This is a genomic window from Burkholderia sp. BCC1985 (assembly GCF_905339915.1).
GTDB lineage: Bacteria > Pseudomonadota > Gammaproteobacteria > Burkholderiales > Burkholderiaceae > Burkholderia.
This window is the reverse complement of the sequence record NZ_CAJPGY010000012.1, coordinates 123,954-144,690: the sequence shown is the minus strand read 5'-3', so window position 1 is coordinate 144,690 and position 20,737 is coordinate 123,954. Positions and strand designations below refer to the sequence as shown.

The window sequence follows — 20,737 nt, the reverse complement described above, 5'->3', positions numbered from 1 at the left end:
GCCCCGGCGCCCCTGACATGGAGGAGACGTGAGCGAGACATCCAGCAGCAAACCGACCCGAGCCGGCCGCGCATCCGTCGCGGCGCTGGCCGAGCCGCCGACGCTGGCGGCGCTGGAAGCCCATCTCGCTCCGTATGCCGCCCACGCGTCGCAGTCGCGCGGCCGCCGCCATCAGGAAACCCCGCCGGCGGCGCGCACCGAATTCCAGCGCGACCGCGACCGCATCGTTCATTCGACCGCGTTCCGCCGGCTCGAATACAAGACGCAGGTCTTCGTCAATCACGAAGGCGACCTGTTTCGCACCCGCCTCACGCACAGCCTCGAAGTCGCGCAGATCGCGCGTTCGGTCGCGCGCAACCTGCGCCTGAACGAGGATCTCGTCGAAGCGATCTCGCTCGCGCACGATCTCGGTCATACGCCGTTCGGCCATGCCGGGCAGGACGCGCTGAATGCGTGCATGCGCGAGCACGGCGGCTTCGAGCACAACCTGCAGAGCCTGGCGGTGGTCGACGAACTCGAGGAGCACTACGGCGCGTTCAATGGCCTGAACCTGTGCTTCGAGACGCGCGAAGGCATCCTCAAGCACTGTTCGCGCGAGAACGCCCGCAAGCTCGGCGCACTCGGCGAGCGTTTCCTGCAAGGCCGCCAGCCGTCGCTGGAAGCGCAGCTCGCGAACATTGCGGACGAAATCGCGTACAACAACCACGACGTCGACGACGGCCTGCGCTCCGGCCTGATCACGATCGAGCAGCTCGCCGAAGTCGAGCTGTGGCAGCGCCACTACGACGCAGCGCTCGCCGAATTCCCGCATCTCGAAGGCCGCCGCCTCGTGCACGAGACGGTGCGCCGCATCATCAACACGCTGATCGTCGACCTGATCGACGAGACCACGCGCAATCTCGCGCGTGTCGCGCCCGCGTCGCTCGACGACGTGCGCGCCGCGCCGCCGCTCGTCGCGCACAGCGAGCCGATCGCCGCGCAGGCGGCGGCCCTCAAGCGTTTCCTGTTCAAGAACCTGTATCGCCACTACAAGGTGATGCGCATGGCGAACAAGGCGCAGCGCGTCGTCACCGGGCTGTTCGACGCGTTCATCGACGATCCGCGCCTGCTGCCGCCGCCGTACCAGTCGGACGACGAAGCGCAGCAGCCGCGCCTCGTCGCGCACTACATCGCCGGCATGACCGACCGCTTCGCGCTGAAGGAATACCAGCGCCTGTTCGTCATCAACGACAACTGACTGTCACAAACGATCACTAGACTTCGCCGGTTCAATGGCGACGGGAATGTTGCACACGCTGTTGGTAACGTTTTCACAGGAGAGAGATCGATGAAGAAGAAGCCCGCGGGGACAATGGTTCGCTCGATCGCGCTGGGCGGCGCGCTCATGTTCGGTGTGCAGCATGCGGCGTTCGCCGCGACGGAGATCCAGTTCTGGCATGCGATGGAGTCGGCGCTCGGTGAGCGCGTCAACGAGCTCGCCACGCAGTTCAACGCATCGCAGAGCGACTACAAGATCGTGCCGGTCTTCAAGGGTACGTACGACCAGGCACTCGCGGCGGGCATCGCCGCCTATCGCAGCGGCAACGCGCCGGCGATCCTCCAGGTCTATGAAGTCGGCACCGCGACGATGATGCAGGCGAAGAAGGCCGTCGTGCCGGTCTACGACGTGTTCAAGCAGGCCGGCGTGCCGCTCGACGAAAAGGCGTTCGTACCGACCATCGCGAGCTACTACAGCGACGCGAAGACGGGCCATCTCGTGTCGATGCCGTTCAACAGCTCGACGCCGGTGCTGTACTACAACAAGGACGCGTTCAAGAAGGCCGGGCTCGACCCGAACCAGCCGCCGAAGACGTGGGCCGACGTGCAGGCCGCCGCGGAGAAGCTGCGCAAATCCGGGATGACGTGCGGCTTCACGACCGGCTGGCAGGGCTGGATCCAGCTCGAGAACTACAGCGCGTGGCATGCGCTGCCGTTCGCGAGCCGCAACAACGGCTTCGACGGCGCCGACGCGGCGCTCGAATTCAACAAGCCGCAGCAGGTCGCGCACATCGCGTTCCTGCAACAGATGCAGAAGGACGGCACGTTCACGTACGCGGGCCGCAAGGACGAGGCATCGGCGAAGTTCTACAGCGGCGACTGCGGGATCCTGACGACGTCGTCGGGCGCGCTCGCGAACGTGCAGAAGTTCGCGAAGTTCAGCTACGGTACGGGCATGATGCCGTACGACGCGAACGTGAAGGGCGCGCCGCAGAACGCGATCATCGGCGGCGCGAGCCTGTGGGTGCTGGCCGGCAAGGATCCGGCGACCTACAAGGGCGTCGCGAAATTCCTCGCATTCCTGGCCTCGCCGCCGATCGCCGCGAAGTGGCACCAGGAAACCGGCTACCTGCCGGTCACGACGGCCGCGTACGAACTCACGCGCCAGCAGGGCTTCTATGCGAAGAACCCGAGCGCGGAAACCGCGATCAAGCAGATGATGAACAAGCCGCCGCTGCCGTATACGAAGGGGCTGCGCCTCGGCAACATGCCGCAGATCCGCACGGTCGTCGACGAAGAGCTGGAGCAGGTCTGGGCGGAGAAGAAGTCGCCGAAGGAGGCGCTCGATTCGGCGGCGTCGCGCGGCGACGAGCTGCTGCGCCGCTTCGAGAAGTCGGGCGGCTGAGCCTGCATCGCGTTCGTGCCGCCGGCCGCCGCATCGCGTATGCGCGCGTGCGGGCCGGCGGCACGGTTCCCTTCCCGTTTCGCCTCCGGACACCCGCGATGCAATCCCGTTCCCGTTTCGGCGCGAGCCTGCTGCCGTACCTGCTGATCGCGCCGCAGCTCGCGATCACCGCCGTGTTCTTCCTGTGGCCGGCCGGCGTCGCGCTGTGGCAGTCGACGCAGATGCAGGACGCGTTCGGCACGTCGAGTGAATTCGTCGGTTTCGCGAACTTCACGCACCTGTTCGCCGACCCGCTGTACCTCGACTCGTTCCGCACGACGCTGGTGTTCAGCTCGCTCGTCACGGTCAGCGGGCTCGTCGTGTCGCTGCTGCTCGCCGCCTGCGCCGACCGCGTGATCCGCGGCGCGCGCGTATACCGCACGCTGCTGATCTGGCCGTATGCGGTCGCGCCGACGATCGCGGCCGTGCTGTGGGCGTTCCTGTTCAACCCGAGCATCGGCCTCGTCACCTATGCGCTCGCGAAGGGCGGCATCGTGTGGAATCACGCGCTGAACGGCGGCCAGGCGATGTTCCTCGTCGTGCTCGCGTCGGTATGGAAGCAGGTGAGCTACAACTTCCTGTTCTTCTACGCAGGACTGCAGGCGATTCCGCGCTCGCTGATCGAGGCGGCGGCGATCGACGGTGCCGGGCCGGTGCGGCGTTTCTTCCACATCGTGCTGCCGCTGCTGTCGCCGACGAGCTTCTTCCTGCTGGTCGTGAACCTCGTCTACGCGTTCTTCGACACCTTCCCGGTGATCGACGCGGCCACCGCGGGCGGCCCCGCGCAGAGCACGAAGACGCTGATCTACAAGATCTTCACGGAAGGCTTCCAGGGGCTCGACATCGGCAGCTCGGGTGCGCAGTCGGTCGTGCTGATGATCATCGTCGTCGGCCTGACGGTGATCCAGTTCCGCTTCGTCGAACGCAGGGTGCAATACGCATGATCGAAAATCGCAAGGGCTTCGACCTGTTCTGCCACGCGGTGCTGATCGCGGGCGTCGTGCTGATCGTGTTCCCGGTGTACGTCGCGTTCTGCGCGGCGACCATGAACGCGCAGGAAGTGTTCACGATCCCGCTGTCGCTGGTGCCGAGCACGCACCTGCTGGAGAACGTCGCCTATATCTGGGGGCACGGCAGCGGCGGCACGACGGCGCCGTTCGGCCGGCTGCTCGTCAACAGCTTCGTGATGGCGCTCGCGATCGCGGTCGGCAAGATCGCGGTGTCGATCCTGTCCGCGTACGCGATCGTCTACTTCCGCTTCCCGTTCCGCAACACGGCGTTCTGGCTGATCTTCATCACGCTGATGCTGCCGGTCGAGGTGCGGATCTTCCCGACCGTGCAGGTCGTGTCGACGCTCCACATGACGAACACCTACGCGGGGCTCTCGCTGCCGCTGATTGCATCGGCGACCGCGACGTTCCTGTTCCGCCAGTTCTTCATGACGCTGCCCGACGAGCTGATGGACGCCGCGCGCATCGACGGCGCGGGGCCGCTGCGCTTCTTCCGGGACGTCGTGCTGCCGCTGTCGAAGACGAGCATCGCGGCGCTGTTCGTGATCACGTTCATCTACGGCTGGAACCAGTATCTGTGGCCGATCCTGATCACGACGGAGGCGTCGCTGTCGACGGCGGTGGTGGGCATCAAGACGATGATCGCGAGCGGCGACGCCGCGACCGAATGGCAATACGTAATGGCGGCGACGCTGCTGGCGATGATTCCGCCGCTCGTCGTCGTGCTGGCGATGCAGCGCTGGTTCGTGCGCGGCCTCGTCGATTCCGAGAAATAACTGACGTAACCGGGAGAAGGACAAGGTATGGCTGCGCTGAGCTTGAAGGGCGTCAGGAAATCCTACGACGGCAAGCAGCACGTGCTGCATGGCATCGACGTGGAGATCGCCGACGGCGAATTCATCGTGCTGGTCGGCCCGTCGGGCTGCGGCAAGTCGACGCTGCTGCGGATGATCGCGGGGCTCGAGACGGTGACGGACGGCGAGATCGCGATCGGCGAGCGCGTGGTCAACGCGCTGGAGCCGAAGGATCGCGACATCGCGATGGTGTTCCAGAACTACGCGCTGTATCCGCACATGACGGTCGCGCAGAACATGGGCTACGGGCTGAAGATCCGCGGCATCGAGCGCGCGACGATCGACGCGCGGGTGGCTGCCGCCGCGAAGATCCTCGAGCTCGAGCCGCTGCTCGCGCGGCGGCCGCGCGAACTGTCGGGCGGCCAGCGGCAGCGCGTCGCGATGGGGCGCGCGATCGTGCGCGAGCCGTCGGTATTCCTGTTCGACGAGCCGCTGTCGAACCTCGACGCGAAGCTGCGCGTGCAGATGCGGCTCGAGATCCAGCGGCTGCATGCGCGGCTCGCGACCACGAGCGTGTACGTGACGCACGACCAGATCGAGGCGATGACGCTCGCGCAGCGCGTGATCGTGATGAACCGCGGCTATGCGGAGCAGATCGGCGCGCCGGTCGACGTGTACGAGAAGCCGGCGACGGTGTTCGTCGCGGGCTTCATCGGCTCGCCGGCGATGAACCTGATGCACGGCCGGCTGTCGGAGGATGGCGCGACGTTTACGGTCGCGGGCGGCGGCCCGGCGCTGCCGGTCGCCGGCGCGCCCGGCATCGGCACCGCGATCGCCACCGGGCGCGACTGGGTGCTCGGCGTGCGGCCGGAGCACATGACGCCGCAGCCGGGCGTCGCGCAGGCGACGCTGCCGGTCGACTCGTGCGAGCTGCTCGGCGCGGACAACCTCGCGCACGGCCGCTGGGGCAACCACGACGTCGCGGTGCGGCTGCCGCACGCGGATCGTCCCGCGCGCGGCACGGCGCTGGGTGCCGCGCTGCCCGCGCACCGGCTGCATTTCTTCGATCCCGAGACCGGCAAGCGGGCCGGCTGACCCTGACGAACCCGTTGCGAGGCGCATGATGACTTCCCGAACCGACTGGCCCTATCCGCGCGTCGTCGCCCATCGCGGCGGCGGCACGCTCGCACCGGAGAACACGCTCGCCGCGTTCGACGAGGGCGCGCGGCGCGGTCACCGGATGGTCGAGTTCGACGCGAAGCTGTCCGCCGACGACGTGACGTTCCTCCTGCACGACGACACGGTCGACCGCACGTCGAACGGCCGCGGCCCGGCGGCGGGCATGCGTTATGCGGCGCTGGCCGCGCTCGACGCCGGTGCCTGGTTCGACGCGCGTTTCGCGGGCGAGCGGATGCCGACGCTCGAGGCGGCGGCGGCGCGCTGCGTCGCGCACGGGCTGGCGGCGAACGTCGAGATCAAGCCGTGCCCGGGCCGCGAGCGCGACACGGGGCAGCGGGTCGCAGCGGATGCGGCCGCGTACTGGCATGGCGCGGCGGTGCCGCCGCTCTTGTCGTCGTTCTCGTTCGAGGCGCTGCAACAGGCGCGCGCGAGCGCACCGGCGCTGCCGCGCGGGATGCTGTACGAGGCGGTACCGGACGACTGGCACGCGCAGGTCGTCGGTGCGCTCGGCTGCGTATCGTTGCACGCAAGCCACAAGGAGCTCGACGAACCGCTCGTGCGCGCGATCAAGACGGCGGGCCTGCGGATCCTGGTGTACACGGTCAACGACCTCGCCCGGGCGCGCGAACTCGCGCGCTGGGGCGTCGATGCGGTCTGCACGGACCGGATCGACCTGATCGCCGCCGATGCGCTGGACGACATCGCGTAGCGACCGGTCCCGCGCGATGCTGGTCGCGGGAAAACCCTGAGGCAAAAAAACGACGCCCCGGCGGGTTTCCGCCAGGGCGTTTTCCATCGTGGAGACGTTACGTCACGAAAAATCGGCTACAAATTGCAGCAGGATTAACCATTCCCCAAATATTCGACTACGCTTAGAAGCGGTAGCCGATGTTCAGGTACGTGACGATCGGATTGAGCGAGATCTTCGCTTTCGACGTTTCGGTCAGGGTGCCGACCGGCGTCCGGCGGGCCGTCGTGAAGGTCGCGGTGACGCTGATCGGGATGTACGAGATCGACAGGCCGCCGAACCAGTGTTTCGTGAAGTTGTACGTGAAGCCGGCGTTGAACACGGGCGCCCACTGGTTGCTGGTCGTCGCGCTGGTCGGGCCGCCGAGCACGCCGTTCTCGAAGCTGCTGTTCGTGATCTTTGCGCCGGTGAACCACGTATATGTCGCGCCGACGCCGACATACGGACGGAACTTCGCGTTGGCGTCGTTGAAGTGGTAGCGCAGCAATACGGCGGGGCTCCACTGGTACGCACGGCCGAGTACGCCGAAGTTTTCGAACCGACCCTTGCCGGTAATGTCGAACTTCGGCGGTATCCCCATCACGAGCTCGGTGGAGATATGGTCGGTGACGAAGTAGCCCGCTGCGAGACCGAGCGTATCGGCGTCGTTGATGCCGGCGCCGGTGTTGGGAATCGATTGGTTGATGGGCGTGCCGCCGACGCCGTAGACGAACAGCGGGTCGCTGCTGTCCTGCGGCGAAAAGTGCAGCCAGCCGGTGCTGACGTAGAAATCACCTGCGGATTGTGCGTGTGCCGTACCGCCCGCGAATGCGAGCGCCACGGCCCCCGTAATGGCCAGTTTTCGTTTCATTGTGTCTCCTCCGATCAAAGGCGTGCTCATTATGACGACTGCGTTTAAAACCAAACAAGCTCGCAAGTTAGAGCTTTCTCCCTAGGATTCGCACGACCGTACGCTTCCGCGCCCCGCCAGGACAGGCATTCTACGCAGGTGCGCATTTTCGGACCTTCGGGTATTTCCTAACGCGTTCAAACGGACATTCAGCATGGCACGGTTAGCACGACTCTACGTTCCCGACCAGCCGCAGCACGTGATACTGCGCGGCCTGGATCAGCAACCCGCGTTTGTCGACGACCAGGACTACGAACTCTTCATCGATTGTCTGAAGGCCGCGGCACGCGATCACCATCTTTCGGTGCATGCCTACGTGCTGCTGCCGCGTCAGGTGCAGCTCCTCGTGACGCCGAGCGACGAGGCGAGCCTGCCGAAGGCGATGCAGGCGGTCGGCCGCCGCTACGTCGCGCATTTCAACCGGCGCTATTCGCGGCGCGGCACCCTGTGGGAAGGCCGCTATCGCGCGACCGTGATCGAAGGCGAGCGCTATTTCCTGCTCGCGAGCCGCGTGGTCGAGATGAGCCCGGTGCGCGCGCAGCTGGTCGCGACGCCCGACGCCTATCGCTGGTCGAGCTACCGGCACCACGTCGGGCTCACCGTCGACAGCCTGATCACCGACCATCCGCTCTACTGGGCGCTCGGCAACACGCCGTTCGACCGTCAGCGCGCGTACAAGGAGCTGTGCGAGCAGCCGCTCGACGAGCGGCAGGCCGATCAGCTCCAGCAGGCGACGCTGAAGGGCTGGGTGCTCGGCGGCGAGAACTACCGCGAGTGGGCGGCGCGCACGGCGAACCGCCGCGTGTCGCCGCTGCCGCGCGGACGCCCCAGAAAGGTGCGTGAAAACACGCCGCCGATCCAGCAGTAACGCGGGAAAGGCGGGTCACGAGGCGGCGCTGCGGGCGCCGCTTCTTTTTGCACCAAAACGATACGGCCCCAATAAAACGGCACCAGATCCGAGCATTGGTTTAAATGGGGTTCGATCAAGCGGTTTTTGTTGCTATTCCTTTGATTCGTCGCGTATATTCCGAATTCCGGTGGCCCGGGTGAAGCTCGCCCAACCACTGTCGGCCGTGCCGTCTCCCGTCGGGAGCGGGATCGACGGCAACAAAAAATGGTTCAACGGCCCTCGAGGCCCCTTTACGACGGTGTCCCCATGAACGACCACCAGCAGCCGCTCGCCGCGGTGCCCGCCGCACAAGGTCTGTACGACCCGCAAAACGAACACGACGCCTGCGGCGTCGGCTTCGTCGCTCACATCAAGGGCAAGAAGAGCCACGAGATCATTCAGCAGGGTCTTAAGATCCTCGAGAACCTCGATCACCGCGGTGCGGTCGGTGCCGATCCGCTGATGGGCGACGGCGCCGGCATCCTGATCCAGATTCCGGACGCGTTCTATCGCGAGGAAATGTCGAAGCAGGGCGTGACGCTGCCGCCGGCCGGCGAATATGGGGTCGGCATGATCTTCCTGCCGAAGGAAAACGCATCGCGTCTCGCGTGCGAGCAGGAGCTCGAGCGGACGGTGCGGGCAGAAGGGCAGGTCGTGCTCGGCTGGCGCGACGTGCCGGTCGACCATACGATGCCGATCTCGCCGACGGTCAAGGCGAGCGAGCCGCTGATCCGCCAGATCTTCATCGGCCGCGGCAAGGACATCATGGTGACGGACGCGCTCGAGCGGAAGCTGTACGTGATCCGCAAGACCGCGAGCCACCGCATCCAGGCGCTGAAGCTCAAGCACGGCAAGGAATACTTCGTGCCGTCGATGTCGGCGCGCACGATCGTCTACAAGGGGCTGCTGCTGGCGGGCCAGGTCGGCGTGTACTACCGCGACCTGCAGGACGCGCGCGTCGTGTCGGCGCTCGCGCTCGTGCACCAGCGCTTCTCGACCAACACGTTCCCGGCCTGGGAGCTGGCGCACCCGTACCGGATGATCGCGCACAACGGCGAGATCAACACCGTGAAGGGCAACGTGAACTGGCTGAACGCGCGTACCGGCGCGATCGCGTCGCACGTGCTCGGCGACGACCTGCCGAAGCTGTGGCCGCTGATCTACCCGGGCCAGTCGGACACCGCATCGTTCGACAATTGTCTCGAACTGCTGGTGATGGCCGGCTACCCGCTCGTGCACGCGGTGATGATGATGATCCCGGAAGCCTGGGAACAGCACACGCTGATGGACGAGAATCGCCGCGCGTTCTACGAATACCACGCCGCGATGATGGAGCCGTGGGACGGCCCCGCCGCGATCGCGTTTACCGACGGCCGCCAGATCGGCGCGACGCTCGACCGTAACGGCCTGCGCCCGGCGCGCTACATCGTGACCGACGACGACCTCGTCATCATGGCGTCGGAAGCCGGCACGCTGCAGATCCCCGAATCGAAGATCGTCAAGAAGTGGCGCCTGCAGCCGGGCAAGATGTTCCTGATCGACATGGAACACGGCCGCATCATCGACGACAAGGAGCTCAAGGACAACCTCGCGAACGCGAAGCCGTACAAGAGCTGGATCGACGCCGTGCGCATCAAGCTCGACGAGATCGAGCCGAAGGCCGAGGACGTCGCGGCCGGCCGCACGCAGGGCGCCGCGCTGCTCGACCGCCAGCAGGCGTTCGGCTATACGCAGGAAGACCTGAAGTTCCTGATGGCGCCGATGGCGCAGCAGGGCGAAGAGGCCGTCGGTTCGATGGGCAACGACTCGCCGCTCGCGGTGATGTCGAACAAGAACAAGACGCTCTATCACTACTTCAAGCAACTGTTCGCGCAGGTCACGAACCCGCCGATCGACCCGATCCGCGAGAACATGGTGATGTCGCTCGTGTCGTTCATCGGCCCGAAGCCGAACCTGCTCGACACGAACAACATCAACCCGCCGATGCGTCTCGAAGTGTCGCAGCCGGTGCTCGACTTCAAGGACATCGCGAAGATCCGCGCGATCGACCAGTACACGGGCGGCAAGTTCAGCGCGTACGAACTGAACATCTGCTACCCGGTCGCATGGGGCAAGGAAGGCATCGAGGCGCGCCTCGCGTCGCTGTGCGCGGAAGCCGTCGACGCGGTCAAGTCGGGCTACAACATGCTGATCGTGTCGGACCGCAAGACGGACGCCGAGCACGTCGCGATTCCGGCGCTGCTCGCCACGTCGGCGATCCACTCGCACCTCGTCCAGCAAGGGCTGCGCACGAGCACGGGCCTCGTCGTCGAGACGGGCTCCGCACGCGAGACGCACCACTTCGCGCTGCTCGCGGGCTACGGCGCGGAAGCCGTGCACCCGTACCTCGCGATGGAAACGCTCGCGAAGATGGCGGAAGGCCTGTCGGGCGACCTGTCGCCGGAGAAGGCCGTCTACAACTTCACGAAGGCGGTCGGCAAGGGCCTGCAGAAGGTGATGTCGAAGATGGGCATCTCGACGTACATGTCGTACACGGGCGCGCAGATCTTCGAAGCGCTCGGCCTGTCGAGCGACCTCGTCGAGAAGTACTTCAAGGGCACGGCCTCGAAGGTCGGCGGTATCGGCCTGTTCGAAGTCGCGGAAGAAGCGATCCGCCTGCACCGCGATGCGTTCGGCGACAACCCGGTCCTGCGCGACATGCTCGACGCGGGCGGCGAGTACGCGTATCGCGTGCGCGGCGAAGACCACATGTGGACGCCGGACTCGATCGCGAAGCTCCAGCACGCGACGCGCAGCAACTCGTACCAGACCTACAAGGAATACGCGCACCTGATCAACGACCAGACCAAGCGTCACATGACGTTCCGCGGCCTGTTCGAGTTCAAGGTCGAGCCGACCAAGGCGATCCCGATCGAAAACGTCGAGCCGGCGAAGGACATCGTCAAGCGCTTCGCGACGGGCGCGATGTCGCTCGGTTCGATCAGCACGGAAGCGCACGCGACGCTCGCGATCGCGATGAACCGGATCGGCGGCAAGTCGAACACCGGCGAAGGCGGCGAGGACGAGAAGCGCTACCGCAACGAACTGCGCGGTATTCCGATCAAGTCGGGCGAGACGCTGAAGTCGGTGATCGGCGACGAGATCGTCAGCGACATTCCGCTGAAGGACGGCGATTCGCTGCGCTCGAAGATCAAGCAGGTCGCGTCGGGCCGCTTCGGCGTCACCGCCGAGTACCTGGCATCGGCCGACCAGATCCAGATCAAGATGGCGCAGGGCGCGAAGCCGGGCGAAGGCGGCCAGCTGCCGGGCCACAAGGTGTCCGAATACATCGGCAAGCTGCGTTACTCGGTGCCGGGCGTCGGCCTGATCTCGCCGCCGCCGCACCACGACATCTACTCGATCGAGGATCTGGCGCAGCTGATCCACGACCTGAAGAACGTGAACCCGAGCTCGAGCATCTCGGTGAAGCTGGTGTCGGAAGTCGGCGTCGGCACGGTCGCGGCCGGTGTCGCGAAGGCGAAGGCCGACCACGTCGTGATCGCCGGCCATGACGGCGGCACGGGTGCGTCGCCGCTGTCGTCGGTCAAGCATGCGGGCACGCCGTGGGAACTCGGCCTCGCCGAAACGCAGCAGACGCTGGTGCTGAACCGCCTGCGCGGCCGCATCCGCGTGCAGGCCGACGGCCAGATGAAGACGGGCCGCGACGTCGTGATCGGCGCGCTGCTCGGCGCGGACGAATTCGGCTTCGCGACGGCGCCGCTCGTCGTCGAAGGCTGCATCATGATGCGCAAGTGCCACCTGAACACGTGCCCGGTCGGCGTCGCGACGCAGGATCCGGTGCTGCGTGCGAAGTTCAAGGGCCAGCCCGAGCACGTCGTGAACTACTTCTTCTTCGTCGCCGAGGAAGTGCGCGAGATCATGGCGCAGCTCGGCGTCGCGAAGTTCGACGACCTGATCGGCCGTGCCGACCTGCTCGATACGCGCAAGGGCATCGAGCACTGGAAGGCGAAGGGCCTCGACTTCTCGCGCGTGTTCTACCAGCCGGAAGAGTGCGAGGACGTCGCGCCGCGTCACGTCGACGTGCAGGATCACGGCCTCGAGCGCGCGCTCGACCACGTGCTGATCGAGAAGGCGAAGGCCGCGATCGAGAACGGCGAGCATGTGTCGTTCATCCAGCCGGTGCGCAACGTGAACCGGACGGTCGGCGCGATGCTGTCGGGCGTGATCGCGAAGAAGCACGGCCACGAAGGCCTGGCCGACGACGCGGTGCACATCCAGCTGAAGGGCACGGCCGGCCAGAGCTTCGGCGCGTTCCTCGCGAAGGGCGTGACGCTCGACCTCGTCGGCGACGGCAACGACTACGTCGGCAAGGGCCTGTCGGGCGGCCGGATCATCATCCGTCCGACCAACGACTTCCGCGGCAAGTCCGAGGAAAACATCATCTGCGGCAACACGGTGATGTACGGCGCGATCGAAGGCGAATCGTTCTTCCGCGGCGTCGCGGGCGAACGCTTCTGCGTGCGTAACTCGGGCGCGACGGCGGTCGTCGAAGGCACGGGCGACCACGGTTGCGAATACATGACGGGCGGCACGGTCGTCGTGCTCGGCGAAACCGGGCGCAACTTCGCGGCCGGCATGTCGGGCGGTCTCGCGTACATCTACGATCCGGAAGGCACGTTCGCGGCGAAGTGCAACAAGTCGATGGTCGCGCTCGAGCCGGTGCTGCAGCAGGCCGAGCAGGAGCGCACGGTCGACCGCGCGCTCTGGCATGCGGGCACGACGGACGAAGCGCTGCTCAAGGGGCTCGTCGAGCGTCATTTCCAGTTCACGGGTTCGCCGCGCGCGAAGTCGCTGCTGGAAAACTGGGACGCGGCGCGCCGCCAGTTCGTGAAGGTGTTCCCGCACGAATACAAGCGCGCGCTGGGCGAGATCGGTGCGAAGAAGGCGGCGAAGGAAGTGCTGGCCGCCTGAGCGACGAACGACATAGCGAATGCCGCGCGCGCCTGACGGCCGCGCGCGGCTCCCCCACCCGATACACCGAACAGAAGAGCACCTTATGGGCAAGGCAACCGGTTTTCTGGAGTTCGAACGCCGCCACGAGGCGTACGAAGCACCGCTCACGCGCGTGAAGCACTACAAGGAATTCGTCGCGGCGCTGACCGACGCGGACGCGAAGGTCCAGGGCGCACGCTGCATGGACTGCGGCATCCCGTTCTGCAACAACGGCTGCCCGGTCAACAACATCATTCCTGACTTCAACGATCTCGTTTACCGCCAGGACTGGCAGCAGGCGATCGAAGTCCTGCATTCGACCAACAACTTCCCCGAGTTCACGGGCCGCATCTGCCCGGCGCCGTGCGAGGCAGCCTGCACGCTCGGGATCAACAACGATCCGGTCGGCATCAAGTCGATCGAGCACGCGATCATCGACAAGGCCTGGGCCGAAGGCTGGGTGAAGCCGCTGCCGGCCGAACACAAGACCGGCAAGAAGGTCGCGGTCGTCGGTTCGGGCCCCGCGGGCCTCGCCGCTGCGCAGCAGCTCGCGCGTGCCGGCCACGACGTGACGGTGTTCGAGAAGAACGATCGCATCGGCGGCCTGCTGCGTTACGGGATCCCCGACTTCAAGCTCGAGAAGTGGCTGATCGATCGCCGCATGCGCCAGATGGAAGCGGAAGGCGTGACGTTCCGCACCAGCGTGTTCATCGGCAAGGATCCGCTGCCCGAGTCGATCGGCAGCCTCGCGAAGGAAACCATTTCGCCGGACACGCTGAAGGAAGAATTCGACGCGGTCGTGATCGCGGGCGGTTCGGAAACGCCGCGCGACCTGCCGGTGCCGGGCCGCGAGCTCGCGGGCGTGCATTTCGCGATGGACTTCCTGCCGCAGCAGAACCGCGTGAACGCGGGCGACAAGCTCGCCGACCAGCTGCTCGCGAAGGGCAAGCACGTGATCGTGATCGGCGGCGGCGATACGGGTTCGGACTGCGTCGGCACGTCGAACCGTCACGGCGCGAAGCAGGTCACGCAGTTCGAACTGCTGCCGCAGCCGCCGGAAGAGGAAAACAAGCCGCTCGTGTGGCCGTACTGGCCGATCAAGCTGCGCACGTCGTCGTCGCACGAGGAAGGCTGCGAGCGTGACTGGGCGGTTGCGACCAAGCGTCTCGAAGGCAAGAACGGCAAGGTCGAGAAGCTGATCGCGGTGCGCGTCGAGTGGAAGGACGGCAAGATGCAGGAAGTACCGGGCTCCGAGTTCGAGATGAAGGCCGACCTGGTGCTGCTCGCGATGGGCTTCACGCAGCCGGCAGCCACCGTGCTCGAGGCATTCGGCGTCGCGAAGGATGCACGCGGCAACGCGCGCGCGGCGACCGAAGGCGATCGCTCGTACTACACGTCGGTCGACAAGGTGTTCGCGGCAGGCGACATGCGTCGCGGCCAGTCGCTCGTCGTCTGGGCGATCCGCGAAGGCCGCCAGTGCGCGCGCTCGGTCGACGCGTACCTGATGGGGCATTCGGAACTGCCGCGCTGAGCTGAAGCGCGCGAGCGGGTTTCGAAGACGGCCGGGCGTCCGAAGGGGCGCCCGGTTTTTTATTGGGCCGAGCGCTGCCGGCAATCAATAAAGCATCAATTAAATCGACAATTTATAAAAACAAAAATATCAAACGATATATTGAGGTAGAGATTGAATCGGGGTCTATCGCCACCTATAGTGATTTTCGCCTGATTAATTCAGGTGCATGAAAAAGGTCTGGTTTTCATACTTTTTGGAGAAAATCATGGCGTATATATCGATGTCGTTTCAGTTTACGCAAGACCCCACGCGCGTCCTCGGTGTTGCCCAGAACAATACCAACGGCAGCGTGATCGGCCCCAATGCCCCGGTACAACTGCGCTACTTCACCGACCCGAATGTGCAGACCCTGTGGGACTACGATCCCACCCACGGTTGCATCATTCTGGATTTCAGCGATTCGAACGGCGGCGGCAAGCTGGCGGTCGACTTCGCAGACGGGAAGGTCGCGCCCGAAACGCCGCTGGTCCTGCGTCCGTTCACGGGGGCGCCGTCGCAGCGCTGGAGCATTTCGATTCGCCCGGGATATATTACGTCCCTCGCCAACACCGGCCTCGTGATCGACGACCATTACGATAGCCTGCAAGCGAACAACCTCGTCTGGGCATTCCCCTACAACGGGACCCACGCACAGCAATGGACGCCGGTTCATGCCTTCCAGGCAGTGGCCGAAAGAGCGCCGCAATCGCTACGAGCATAAGAACGGTTCGTTGTCGCCACGGGGAAGCGGTGCCCGTGGCGGCAACGGGGCGGCCCATTCCGTGCGCGAATGCCGTGACCTGGAAAACCGCTTCGGTTCGCCACATTAATTTCTGCTTTGGCATGCTCGCGTTTTGAGAAATTTTCCATGGCTAATCGGATGGCATGAAAAGCCGGTTCAATGGCGGGTTTTGTTTTTCGTCGTGATTTCTATTTGGCGCTCCGCTATTGCGAACGTTTTCCGGTGCGAAAAGCCGCGAATCGCCACCGCGCTATTTTCGGACTGGATCGCTACTTGGCGCCGCGCCAACCACTCCGCGTGACGAAGTGCGTGGCTTCGCGGCACACACGAGTCCCAGGCATGCATGCGCCGGCCGCTTGCTCCCCCCGTTGCGCGTCCCGCATCTTCCCGAAGCGTCGCCTAACCTGATCACATCGGGCGTTGATGTTTCGTTTCGCGATTTCGAAGCCTTTCGTTTTGTAATAACCATTGAGAACTGTCTTCGCCGCGTTCGCACGGCCGCCGCGTATGACGCCCCCATTTACAACGACTCTGGATGGAGGCATTCGTGCATGGGTTGATCGACGCCGCCAACGGCGTGTTGTGGAATGACGTGCTGATCGCACTGCTGCTCGGCGCCGGCAACATCGCCGGCGTCGCGGTCGCGCTGACGGTCGGCGGGGCGGGCGCGATCTTCCGGATGTGGATGACGGCGCTCGTCGGGATGTCGTCGGCGTTCGTTCCCGAACTCGCTCACGTGCTGCCGGCCGACGTGTGGGGCGAGCACGGCCCGCTGCCGCAGCGAGCGGCGCCTGTCGAAGTGGTGGCCGAAGCACGCGTGGCGGTGCGCGAGTCATGAACGGCGACCGGCTCCGTGTGTTCGTCGCACTGATGCCCGATACGGCGTCGCGCGATGCGTTGCACGCGCTGCCGGTCACCCGCGGCGCGCGGCGCACGCTGCCCGCGCAACTGCACGTGACGCTCGCGTTCATCGGCGCGATCGAACGCGCGCGTTGCGACGCGCTGGCCGCACGCCTGCCGGCGCTCGCGGCCGCGCATGCTTTGCCGTTGCAGCCGGTCGAGCGGATTGCATGGTGGCCGAGCCTGCCGCGCGCGAGGCTGATCGTCGCGGAACTCGCGCCCGATCCCGCCTGTGCGGCGCTGAATGCCGAGTTGTCCTCGCTGCTGCGCGAGCTGGGCGTGCCGGCCGACCGCCGGCCGTTCCGGCCGCACGTCACGCTCGCGCGGCTGCCACGCGACGCGGACGGGCAGCCCGCGCACGGCGGCGCGACCGGGCGGCCGGTTGCGCTGCGTTTCGTCGCGCTGACGCTATTTGAAAGCTGGTTGTCGCACGACGGCGTGTCGCATGTGCCGATCGTGTCGGTGCCGATCGTGTCGGCGTAGCGGGAAGACGGGAAGGACGCGGAAGAGAAGGCCGGCGCGGCATGCGCCGGCCTTCTGTTGAGCGGTTACGCGGCGACCTTGTCGCTGTCGTTCACGCGTTCGACGTTGATCGTGCCGACGTGGAACGCGGCCAGCGACTCGCGGTGCGCAATGCTGACGATCGCGGCCTTCGGCAGCCGTTCGGCGAACAGATGATAGAGCCGCGCTTCGTTGTCGGCGTCGAGCGCGCTCGTCGCTTCGTCGAGGAACAGGAAGTCCGGCTTGTGCAGCAGCACGCGCGCGCCGGCGAGACGCTGCTGTTCGCCCGGCGACAGCACGCGCGTCCAGTGGCCGGTCTCGCCGAGGCGCTCGACGTAGTCTTCGAGGCGGCACGCGCGCAGCGCGTCGCGGCACGCGTCGTCGGTGAACGTGTCGGGCGCGGCCGGATACGTGAGCGCTGCTTTCAGCGTGCCGATCGGCAGGTAACTCGTCTGCGGCACGAACATCATCCGCGCGCCGACCGGCGCGTCGATCGCGCCGTCGCCGAACGGCCAGAGGCCCGCGAGCGCGCGCATGAACGTGCTCTTGCCGGAACCCGACTTGCCGATCACGAGCCAGCGCGAGCCGGGTTCGATCGTCACGTTGCCGATGTTCGCGAGCGCGTTGCCGTTCGGCAGCGCGAGCTTCAGCGACGACGTCGACAGCTTCGCGGCATCGACGTAGTGCAGGTTGATGCCGCCGTGCTCGGTCGCGGGCGACAGGCTTTCCTTCAGGTGCGACGTGCCCATCACGCGCTTGAATTCACGCAGACGGTTGACGGTGGCGCGCCATTCGACGAGGGTCGAGTAACTGTTGATGAACCACGAGAACGAATCGCTGACGGTGCCGAACGCGGACGAGATCTGCATCAGCACGCCGAACGAGAACGCGCCGGCGAAATAGCGCGGCGCCGCGACGACGAGCGGGAAGATGATCGCGATCTGCCCGTAGAAGCTCAGCACGAACGTGAGGCGCTTCGTGTACTTCATCACGCGCCACCAGTTGTCGCGAATGCGCGTGAACAGGCTCTGCGCGTTGGCGGTCTCGGTTTTCTCGCCGTCGTAGAACGCGATCTGCTCGGCGTTCTCGCGCACGCGGATCAGCCCGAAGCGGAAGTCGGCCTCGACGCGCTGCTGCTGGTAGTTGATCGACACGAGCGGGTGACCGACCTTCTGGATGATCAGCGAGCCGACCACCGCGTACAGCGCGGCCGCCCACACCATGTAGCCGGGGATCGTGATCGGCGTTGCGCCGAGCGAGAGCGTGAGCGCGCCGGCGAGCGACCACAGGATCGTGATGAACGACACGAGCGTGACGACCGTCGACAGCAGGTCGAGCGACAGTGCGAGCGTCGTCGTCGCGAACGACTGGAGGTCGTCGGTGATCCGCTGGTCGGGGTTGTCGGCGAGACGGTCGCGTTCGATCCGGTAGAACGCGCGATCGCCGAGCCACTGGCCGAGAAACCGGTCGGTCAGCCACTGGCGCCAGCGGAACCCGAGCATCTGGCGCAGGTAGCGGCCGTACACCGCGAGGATGATGAAGCCGAACGCGAGCGCGGAGAACTGCATCAGCAGGTTCGGGAAGTCGTGGACGTCCTTCGACTGCAGCGCGTTGTAGAACTGCGCGTTCCACTTGTTCAGCTTGACGTTGATCCAGACCACGCAGAGGTTGATCGCGATGATCGTGACCAGCAGCCCCCACGCGACTTTCCATTCGGACGACACCCAGTAGGGCTTGATGAGGCTCCATGCGGATACCGGGCGCTCGTCCTGCGGCGCGTCGGAGGCGGAGCGGACGGGATCGATCGATTGGGTCATGTGCTTCCTGATGAGTAGCCGGCGCGCGGGCCGGGCGGAGCCGGACGCGCGCCGCAATACGGCATGCCGGGACGAGGTGCCGACTGACGGCGGGCGTCCGGATGGTGGCCCGCGCGTCTTAAACGGCACTTAAGGCCGGCGGTGACGCGGCAACCGGCCGCTCGCGCGGCCGGCCTGCGGGCATTGTGCCAGAGCGGCGCGGCGCGACGGCGAATTTGCCGCAAGGGGACAGTTTGCGGCGCTTTCCGCTTTTATGGTCTAATGGCCGACGACGAAACAGGGGTGCTTCGAGCGCGGCCGACGGACAGTTCCGGGCAATGCGGCGAGGCTGAGAAAGACCCTTCGCACCCGATCCGGGTAATACCGGCGAGGGAAGTTTCTGATCCCGCCGGGCCGCGCTGGCCGCCATCCCACATGGTCAGCGCCCGAGTCCCGCCCGGCCGGCCTTTGCTGCCGGTTTCGTCCTTTTGGGTACGCGCGTCGCGCGTTACGGAAGGAATGATGACCGCTCAATCTTCAGTCTTTTGCGCTGTTCCCGATCCGCTGTCGTGTGCGTCTGCACGGGACCGTGTGCGCGCGTCGACATCCGTCGCATGCGCCCGCCTGGTTCGCGGGGAGGGGGCGCGATGAACCTCCATGCTTCCCGGCCGGATTTCGCGGTAATCGGCGGCGGCCTCGTCGGCCGCCTGATCGCGTGGCGGCTCGCGGGCGACGGGCATCGCGTCGCGCTGTACGAACGCGGCGGCCCGGACGGCGAGCAGTCGGCCGCGTGGGTCGCGGCCGCGATGCTCGCGCCGCTCGCCGAGGCGGCGAGTGCCGAGCTGCTGATCACCGAGCTCGGCGCCGCATCGCTCGCGCGCTGGCCGCAATGGCTCGCGGAACTGCCCGAACCGGTGTTCTTCCAGCAGCACGGCACGCTCGTCGTCTGGCATCACGCGGATCGTGCCGAGGCGCCGTTGTTCGAGCGGCGCGTGCGCGCGAACGCGCCGGCCGAGCTGTTCGACGGCGGCTTCGTCGCGCTGGCCGGTGCGCAGGTCGACGCGGCCGAGCCCGCGCTCGCGGGGCGCTTCGCGCGCGGCCTGATGCTGCCGCGCGAAGGGCAGCTCGACAACCGGCAGGCGCTGCGCGCGCTCGCGGCGGGCCTCGCGCAACGCGGCGTCGAGCTGCACTGGCACGCGACGATCGACGACGCGAACCGGCCCGACGCGCATTTCACGATCGATTGCCGCGGGCTCGGCGCGAAATCCGCGCTGCCCGCGCTGCGCGGCATCCGCGGCGAGGTCGCGCGCGTGCATGCGCCCGGCATCGGGCTCACGCGGCCCGTGCGGCTGCTGCATCCGCGCTATCCGCTGTACATCGCGCCGAAACAGGACGACCTGTACGTGATCGGCGCAACCGAGGTGGAGGGCGAGGACATGTCGCCCGTCAGCGTGCGCTCGGCGCTCGAACTGCTGAGCGCGGCGTTCTCCGTGCACCCGGCATTCGGCGAGGCGCGCATCCTCGAACTCAACGCGCAGTGCCGCCCGACGCTGCCCGACCATCGCCCGGCGGTGATCTGGGATGGCGCGACGACGCTCGCCGTCAACGGCCTGTACCGGCACGGCTTCATGATCGCGCCGGAAGTCGCGCATGCGGCGGTCGCGTTCGCGCACGCCGCGCTCGGCGGCACGTTCGCCGATGCCGACGCGTTCGCCGCGTGGCGCGATGCCGCGCGCTGGCCGACGCTCCTTCATCACCGCGACGACGCGCGCCAGCCGGCCTGACGCGCGCCGCCGACCAAATTCGATCAAGCCTCATGGATATCCAGATCAACCAACAGACGCTGACGCTGCCCGACGGCGCGACGGTGGCCGACGCGCTCGCCGCGTACGGCGCGCGTCCGCCGTACGCGGTCGCGCTGAACGGCAATTTCGTCGCGCGCACGCAGCATGCGGCGCGCGCGCTCGCGACGGGCGACAAGCTCGACGTGGTGCACCCCGTCGCGGGCGGCTGAGCGCCGCCGGTTCGCCACCGCTCTTCCAGG

At 66.4% G+C, this 20,737-nt stretch carries 15 protein-coding genes, 1 pseudogene and 1 riboswitch; of the genes and pseudogenes, 14 read left to right on the top strand and 2 right to left on the bottom strand.

The features are described 5' to 3' along the window. The first annotated feature begins 28 nt into the window (after positions 1 to 28). The 6 genes from U4Z31_RS14915 to ugpQ all read left to right on the top strand — a co-directional run bounded on the left by U4Z31_RS14915 (position 29) and on the right by ugpQ (position 6,393). Positions 29 to 1,237 (top strand): deoxyguanosinetriphosphate triphosphohydrolase, encoded by a 1,209-nt coding sequence (locus tag U4Z31_RS14915; protein WP_321801604.1) that lies wholly within the window; start codon positions 29 to 31, stop codon positions 1,235 to 1,237. Between the two features lie 90 nt (positions 1,238 to 1,327). Continuing rightward, a complete protein-coding gene (gene ugpB / locus U4Z31_RS14910; protein ID WP_044845979.1) occupies positions 1,328 to 2,662 on the top strand; it encodes a sn-glycerol-3-phosphate ABC transporter substrate-binding protein UgpB in 1,335 nt (444 codons plus the stop codon). Between the two features lie 98 nt (positions 2,663 to 2,760). Next, the gene (gene ugpA, locus U4Z31_RS14905; RefSeq protein WP_044845978.1) at positions 2,761 to 3,645 is read left to right on the top strand and encodes a sn-glycerol-3-phosphate ABC transporter permease UgpA; all 885 of its coding nucleotides are present in this window, start codon (positions 2,761 to 2,763) and stop codon (positions 3,643 to 3,645) included. Then, entirely contained in the window at positions 3,642 to 4,487 is an 846-nt protein-coding gene (gene ugpE / locus U4Z31_RS14900) for a sn-glycerol-3-phosphate ABC transporter permease UgpE (protein WP_044845977.1), read from the top strand. Before ugpA ends, ugpE begins: the two co-directional genes overlap by 4 nt. A 27-nt stretch (positions 4,488 to 4,514) precedes the next feature. Beyond that, complete coding sequence (locus tag U4Z31_RS14895) at positions 4,515 to 5,600, top strand: sn-glycerol-3-phosphate import ATP-binding protein UgpC (RefSeq protein ID WP_124487847.1); 1,086 nt, start codon at positions 4,515 to 4,517, stop codon at positions 5,598 to 5,600. A gap of 28 nt (positions 5,601 to 5,628) precedes the next feature. Then, complete coding sequence (gene ugpQ / locus U4Z31_RS14890) at positions 5,629 to 6,393, top strand: glycerophosphodiester phosphodiesterase (RefSeq protein ID WP_321801836.1); 765 nt, start codon at positions 5,629 to 5,631, stop codon at positions 6,391 to 6,393. Positions 6,394 to 6,556: 163 nt separating this feature from the next. On the opposite strand, the gene U4Z31_RS14885 is transcribed toward ugpQ, so the two are convergent. Next, positions 6,557 to 7,282 (bottom strand): OmpW/AlkL family protein, encoded by a 726-nt coding sequence (locus tag U4Z31_RS14885; protein WP_044845975.1) that lies wholly within the window; start codon positions 7,280 to 7,282, stop codon positions 6,557 to 6,559. 193 nt (positions 7,283 to 7,475) lie between these two features. Here U4Z31_RS14885 and U4Z31_RS14880 point away from each other — a divergent pair, with 193 nt between their 5' ends. From U4Z31_RS14880 to thpR, 6 genes and pseudogenes are all read left to right on the top strand, one after another. Further along, positions 7,476 to 8,189 carry a transposase gene (locus tag U4Z31_RS14880; protein WP_006752972.1) on the top strand — a complete coding sequence of 238 codons (714 nt, stop codon included), beginning with the start codon at positions 7,476 to 7,478 and terminating at the stop codon, positions 8,187 to 8,189. 288 nt (positions 8,190 to 8,477) lie between these two features. Next, positions 8,478 to 13,181, top strand: coding sequence for a glutamate synthase-related protein (locus tag U4Z31_RS14875; protein ID WP_044845974.1), 4,704 nt, complete (start codon positions 8,478 to 8,480; stop codon positions 13,179 to 13,181). A gap of 85 nt (positions 13,182 to 13,266) precedes the next feature. Further along, the gene (locus U4Z31_RS14870) at positions 13,267 to 14,733 is read left to right on the top strand and encodes a glutamate synthase subunit beta (RefSeq protein WP_321810706.1); all 1,467 of its coding nucleotides are present in this window, start codon (positions 13,267 to 13,269) and stop codon (positions 14,731 to 14,733) included. A gap of 208 nt (positions 14,734 to 14,941) precedes the next feature. Beyond that, positions 14,942 to 15,475, top strand: coding sequence for an RICIN domain-containing protein (locus tag U4Z31_RS14865; protein ID WP_052664703.1), 534 nt, complete (start codon positions 14,942 to 14,944; stop codon positions 15,473 to 15,475). Positions 15,476 to 16,031: 556 nt separating this feature from the next. Next, positions 16,032 to 16,217: pseudogene (locus tag U4Z31_RS14860) on the top strand (alanine:cation symporter family protein); the annotation flags it as partial. Positions 16,218 to 16,330: 113 nt separating this feature from the next. Then, on the top strand, positions 16,331 to 16,879 hold the full coding sequence (thpR, locus tag U4Z31_RS14855) for an RNA 2',3'-cyclic phosphodiesterase (RefSeq protein ID WP_321810705.1): 549 nt from the start codon (positions 16,331 to 16,333) through the stop codon (positions 16,877 to 16,879). 65 nt (positions 16,880 to 16,944) lie between these two features. Here the strand turns inward: thpR and U4Z31_RS14850 are convergent, their stop codons facing one another. Further along, positions 16,945 to 18,714: an ABC transporter ATP-binding protein/permease gene (locus tag U4Z31_RS14850; protein WP_044845970.1), complete on the bottom strand. Its 1,770-nt coding sequence runs from the start codon at positions 18,712 to 18,714 to the stop codon at positions 16,945 to 16,947. A 268-nt stretch (positions 18,715 to 18,982) separates the two neighbouring features. After that, positions 18,983 to 19,106: riboswitch (TPP riboswitch) on the top strand. Positions 19,107 to 19,340: 234 nt separating this feature from the next. On the opposite strand from U4Z31_RS14850, the gene U4Z31_RS14845 reads away from it, so the two are divergent. Both U4Z31_RS14845 and thiS read left to right on the top strand, forming a co-directional pair. Beyond that, positions 19,341 to 20,477: an FAD-dependent oxidoreductase gene (locus U4Z31_RS14845; protein ID WP_321810704.1), complete on the top strand. Its 1,137-nt coding sequence runs from the start codon at positions 19,341 to 19,343 to the stop codon at positions 20,475 to 20,477. A gap of 32 nt (positions 20,478 to 20,509) precedes the next feature. Next, entirely contained in the window at positions 20,510 to 20,707 is a 198-nt protein-coding gene (gene thiS / locus U4Z31_RS14840; RefSeq protein ID WP_014898319.1) for a sulfur carrier protein ThiS, read from the top strand. The last annotated feature ends 30 nt before the right edge of the window (positions 20,708 to 20,737 follow it).

Coding starts and splice junctions, on each gene's coding strand:
- U4Z31_RS14865 (WP_052664703.1), top strand. CDS start 14,942: ATGAAAAAGGTCTGGTTTTCATACTTTTTGGAGAAAATCATGGCGTAT.
- U4Z31_RS14880 (WP_006752972.1), top strand. CDS start 7,476: ATGGCACGGTTAGCACGACTCTACGTTCCCGACCAGCCGCAGCACGTG.
- thpR (WP_321810705.1), top strand. CDS start 16,331: ATGAACGGCGACCGGCTCCGTGTGTTCGTCGCACTGATGCCCGATACG.
- U4Z31_RS14875 (WP_044845974.1), top strand. CDS start 8,478: ATGAACGACCACCAGCAGCCGCTCGCCGCGGTGCCCGCCGCACAAGGT.
- ugpA (WP_044845978.1), top strand. CDS start 2,761: ATGCAATCCCGTTCCCGTTTCGGCGCGAGCCTGCTGCCGTACCTGCTG.
- ugpQ (WP_321801836.1), top strand. CDS start 5,629: ATGACTTCCCGAACCGACTGGCCCTATCCGCGCGTCGTCGCCCATCGC.
- U4Z31_RS14885 (WP_044845975.1), bottom strand. CDS start 7,282: ATGAAACGAAAACTGGCCATTACGGGGGCCGTGGCGCTCGCATTCGCG.
- ugpE (WP_044845977.1), top strand. CDS start 3,642: ATGATCGAAAATCGCAAGGGCTTCGACCTGTTCTGCCACGCGGTGCTG.
- ugpB (WP_044845979.1), top strand. CDS start 1,328: ATGAAGAAGAAGCCCGCGGGGACAATGGTTCGCTCGATCGCGCTGGGC.
- thiS (WP_014898319.1), top strand. CDS start 20,510: ATGGATATCCAGATCAACCAACAGACGCTGACGCTGCCCGACGGCGCG.
- U4Z31_RS14895 (WP_124487847.1), top strand. CDS start 4,515: ATGGCTGCGCTGAGCTTGAAGGGCGTCAGGAAATCCTACGACGGCAAG.
- U4Z31_RS14870 (WP_321810706.1), top strand. CDS start 13,267: ATGGGCAAGGCAACCGGTTTTCTGGAGTTCGAACGCCGCCACGAGGCG.
- U4Z31_RS14845 (WP_321810704.1), top strand. CDS start 19,341: ATGAACCTCCATGCTTCCCGGCCGGATTTCGCGGTAATCGGCGGCGGC.
- U4Z31_RS14850 (WP_044845970.1), bottom strand. CDS start 18,714: ATGACCCAATCGATCGATCCCGTCCGCTCCGCCTCCGACGCGCCGCAG.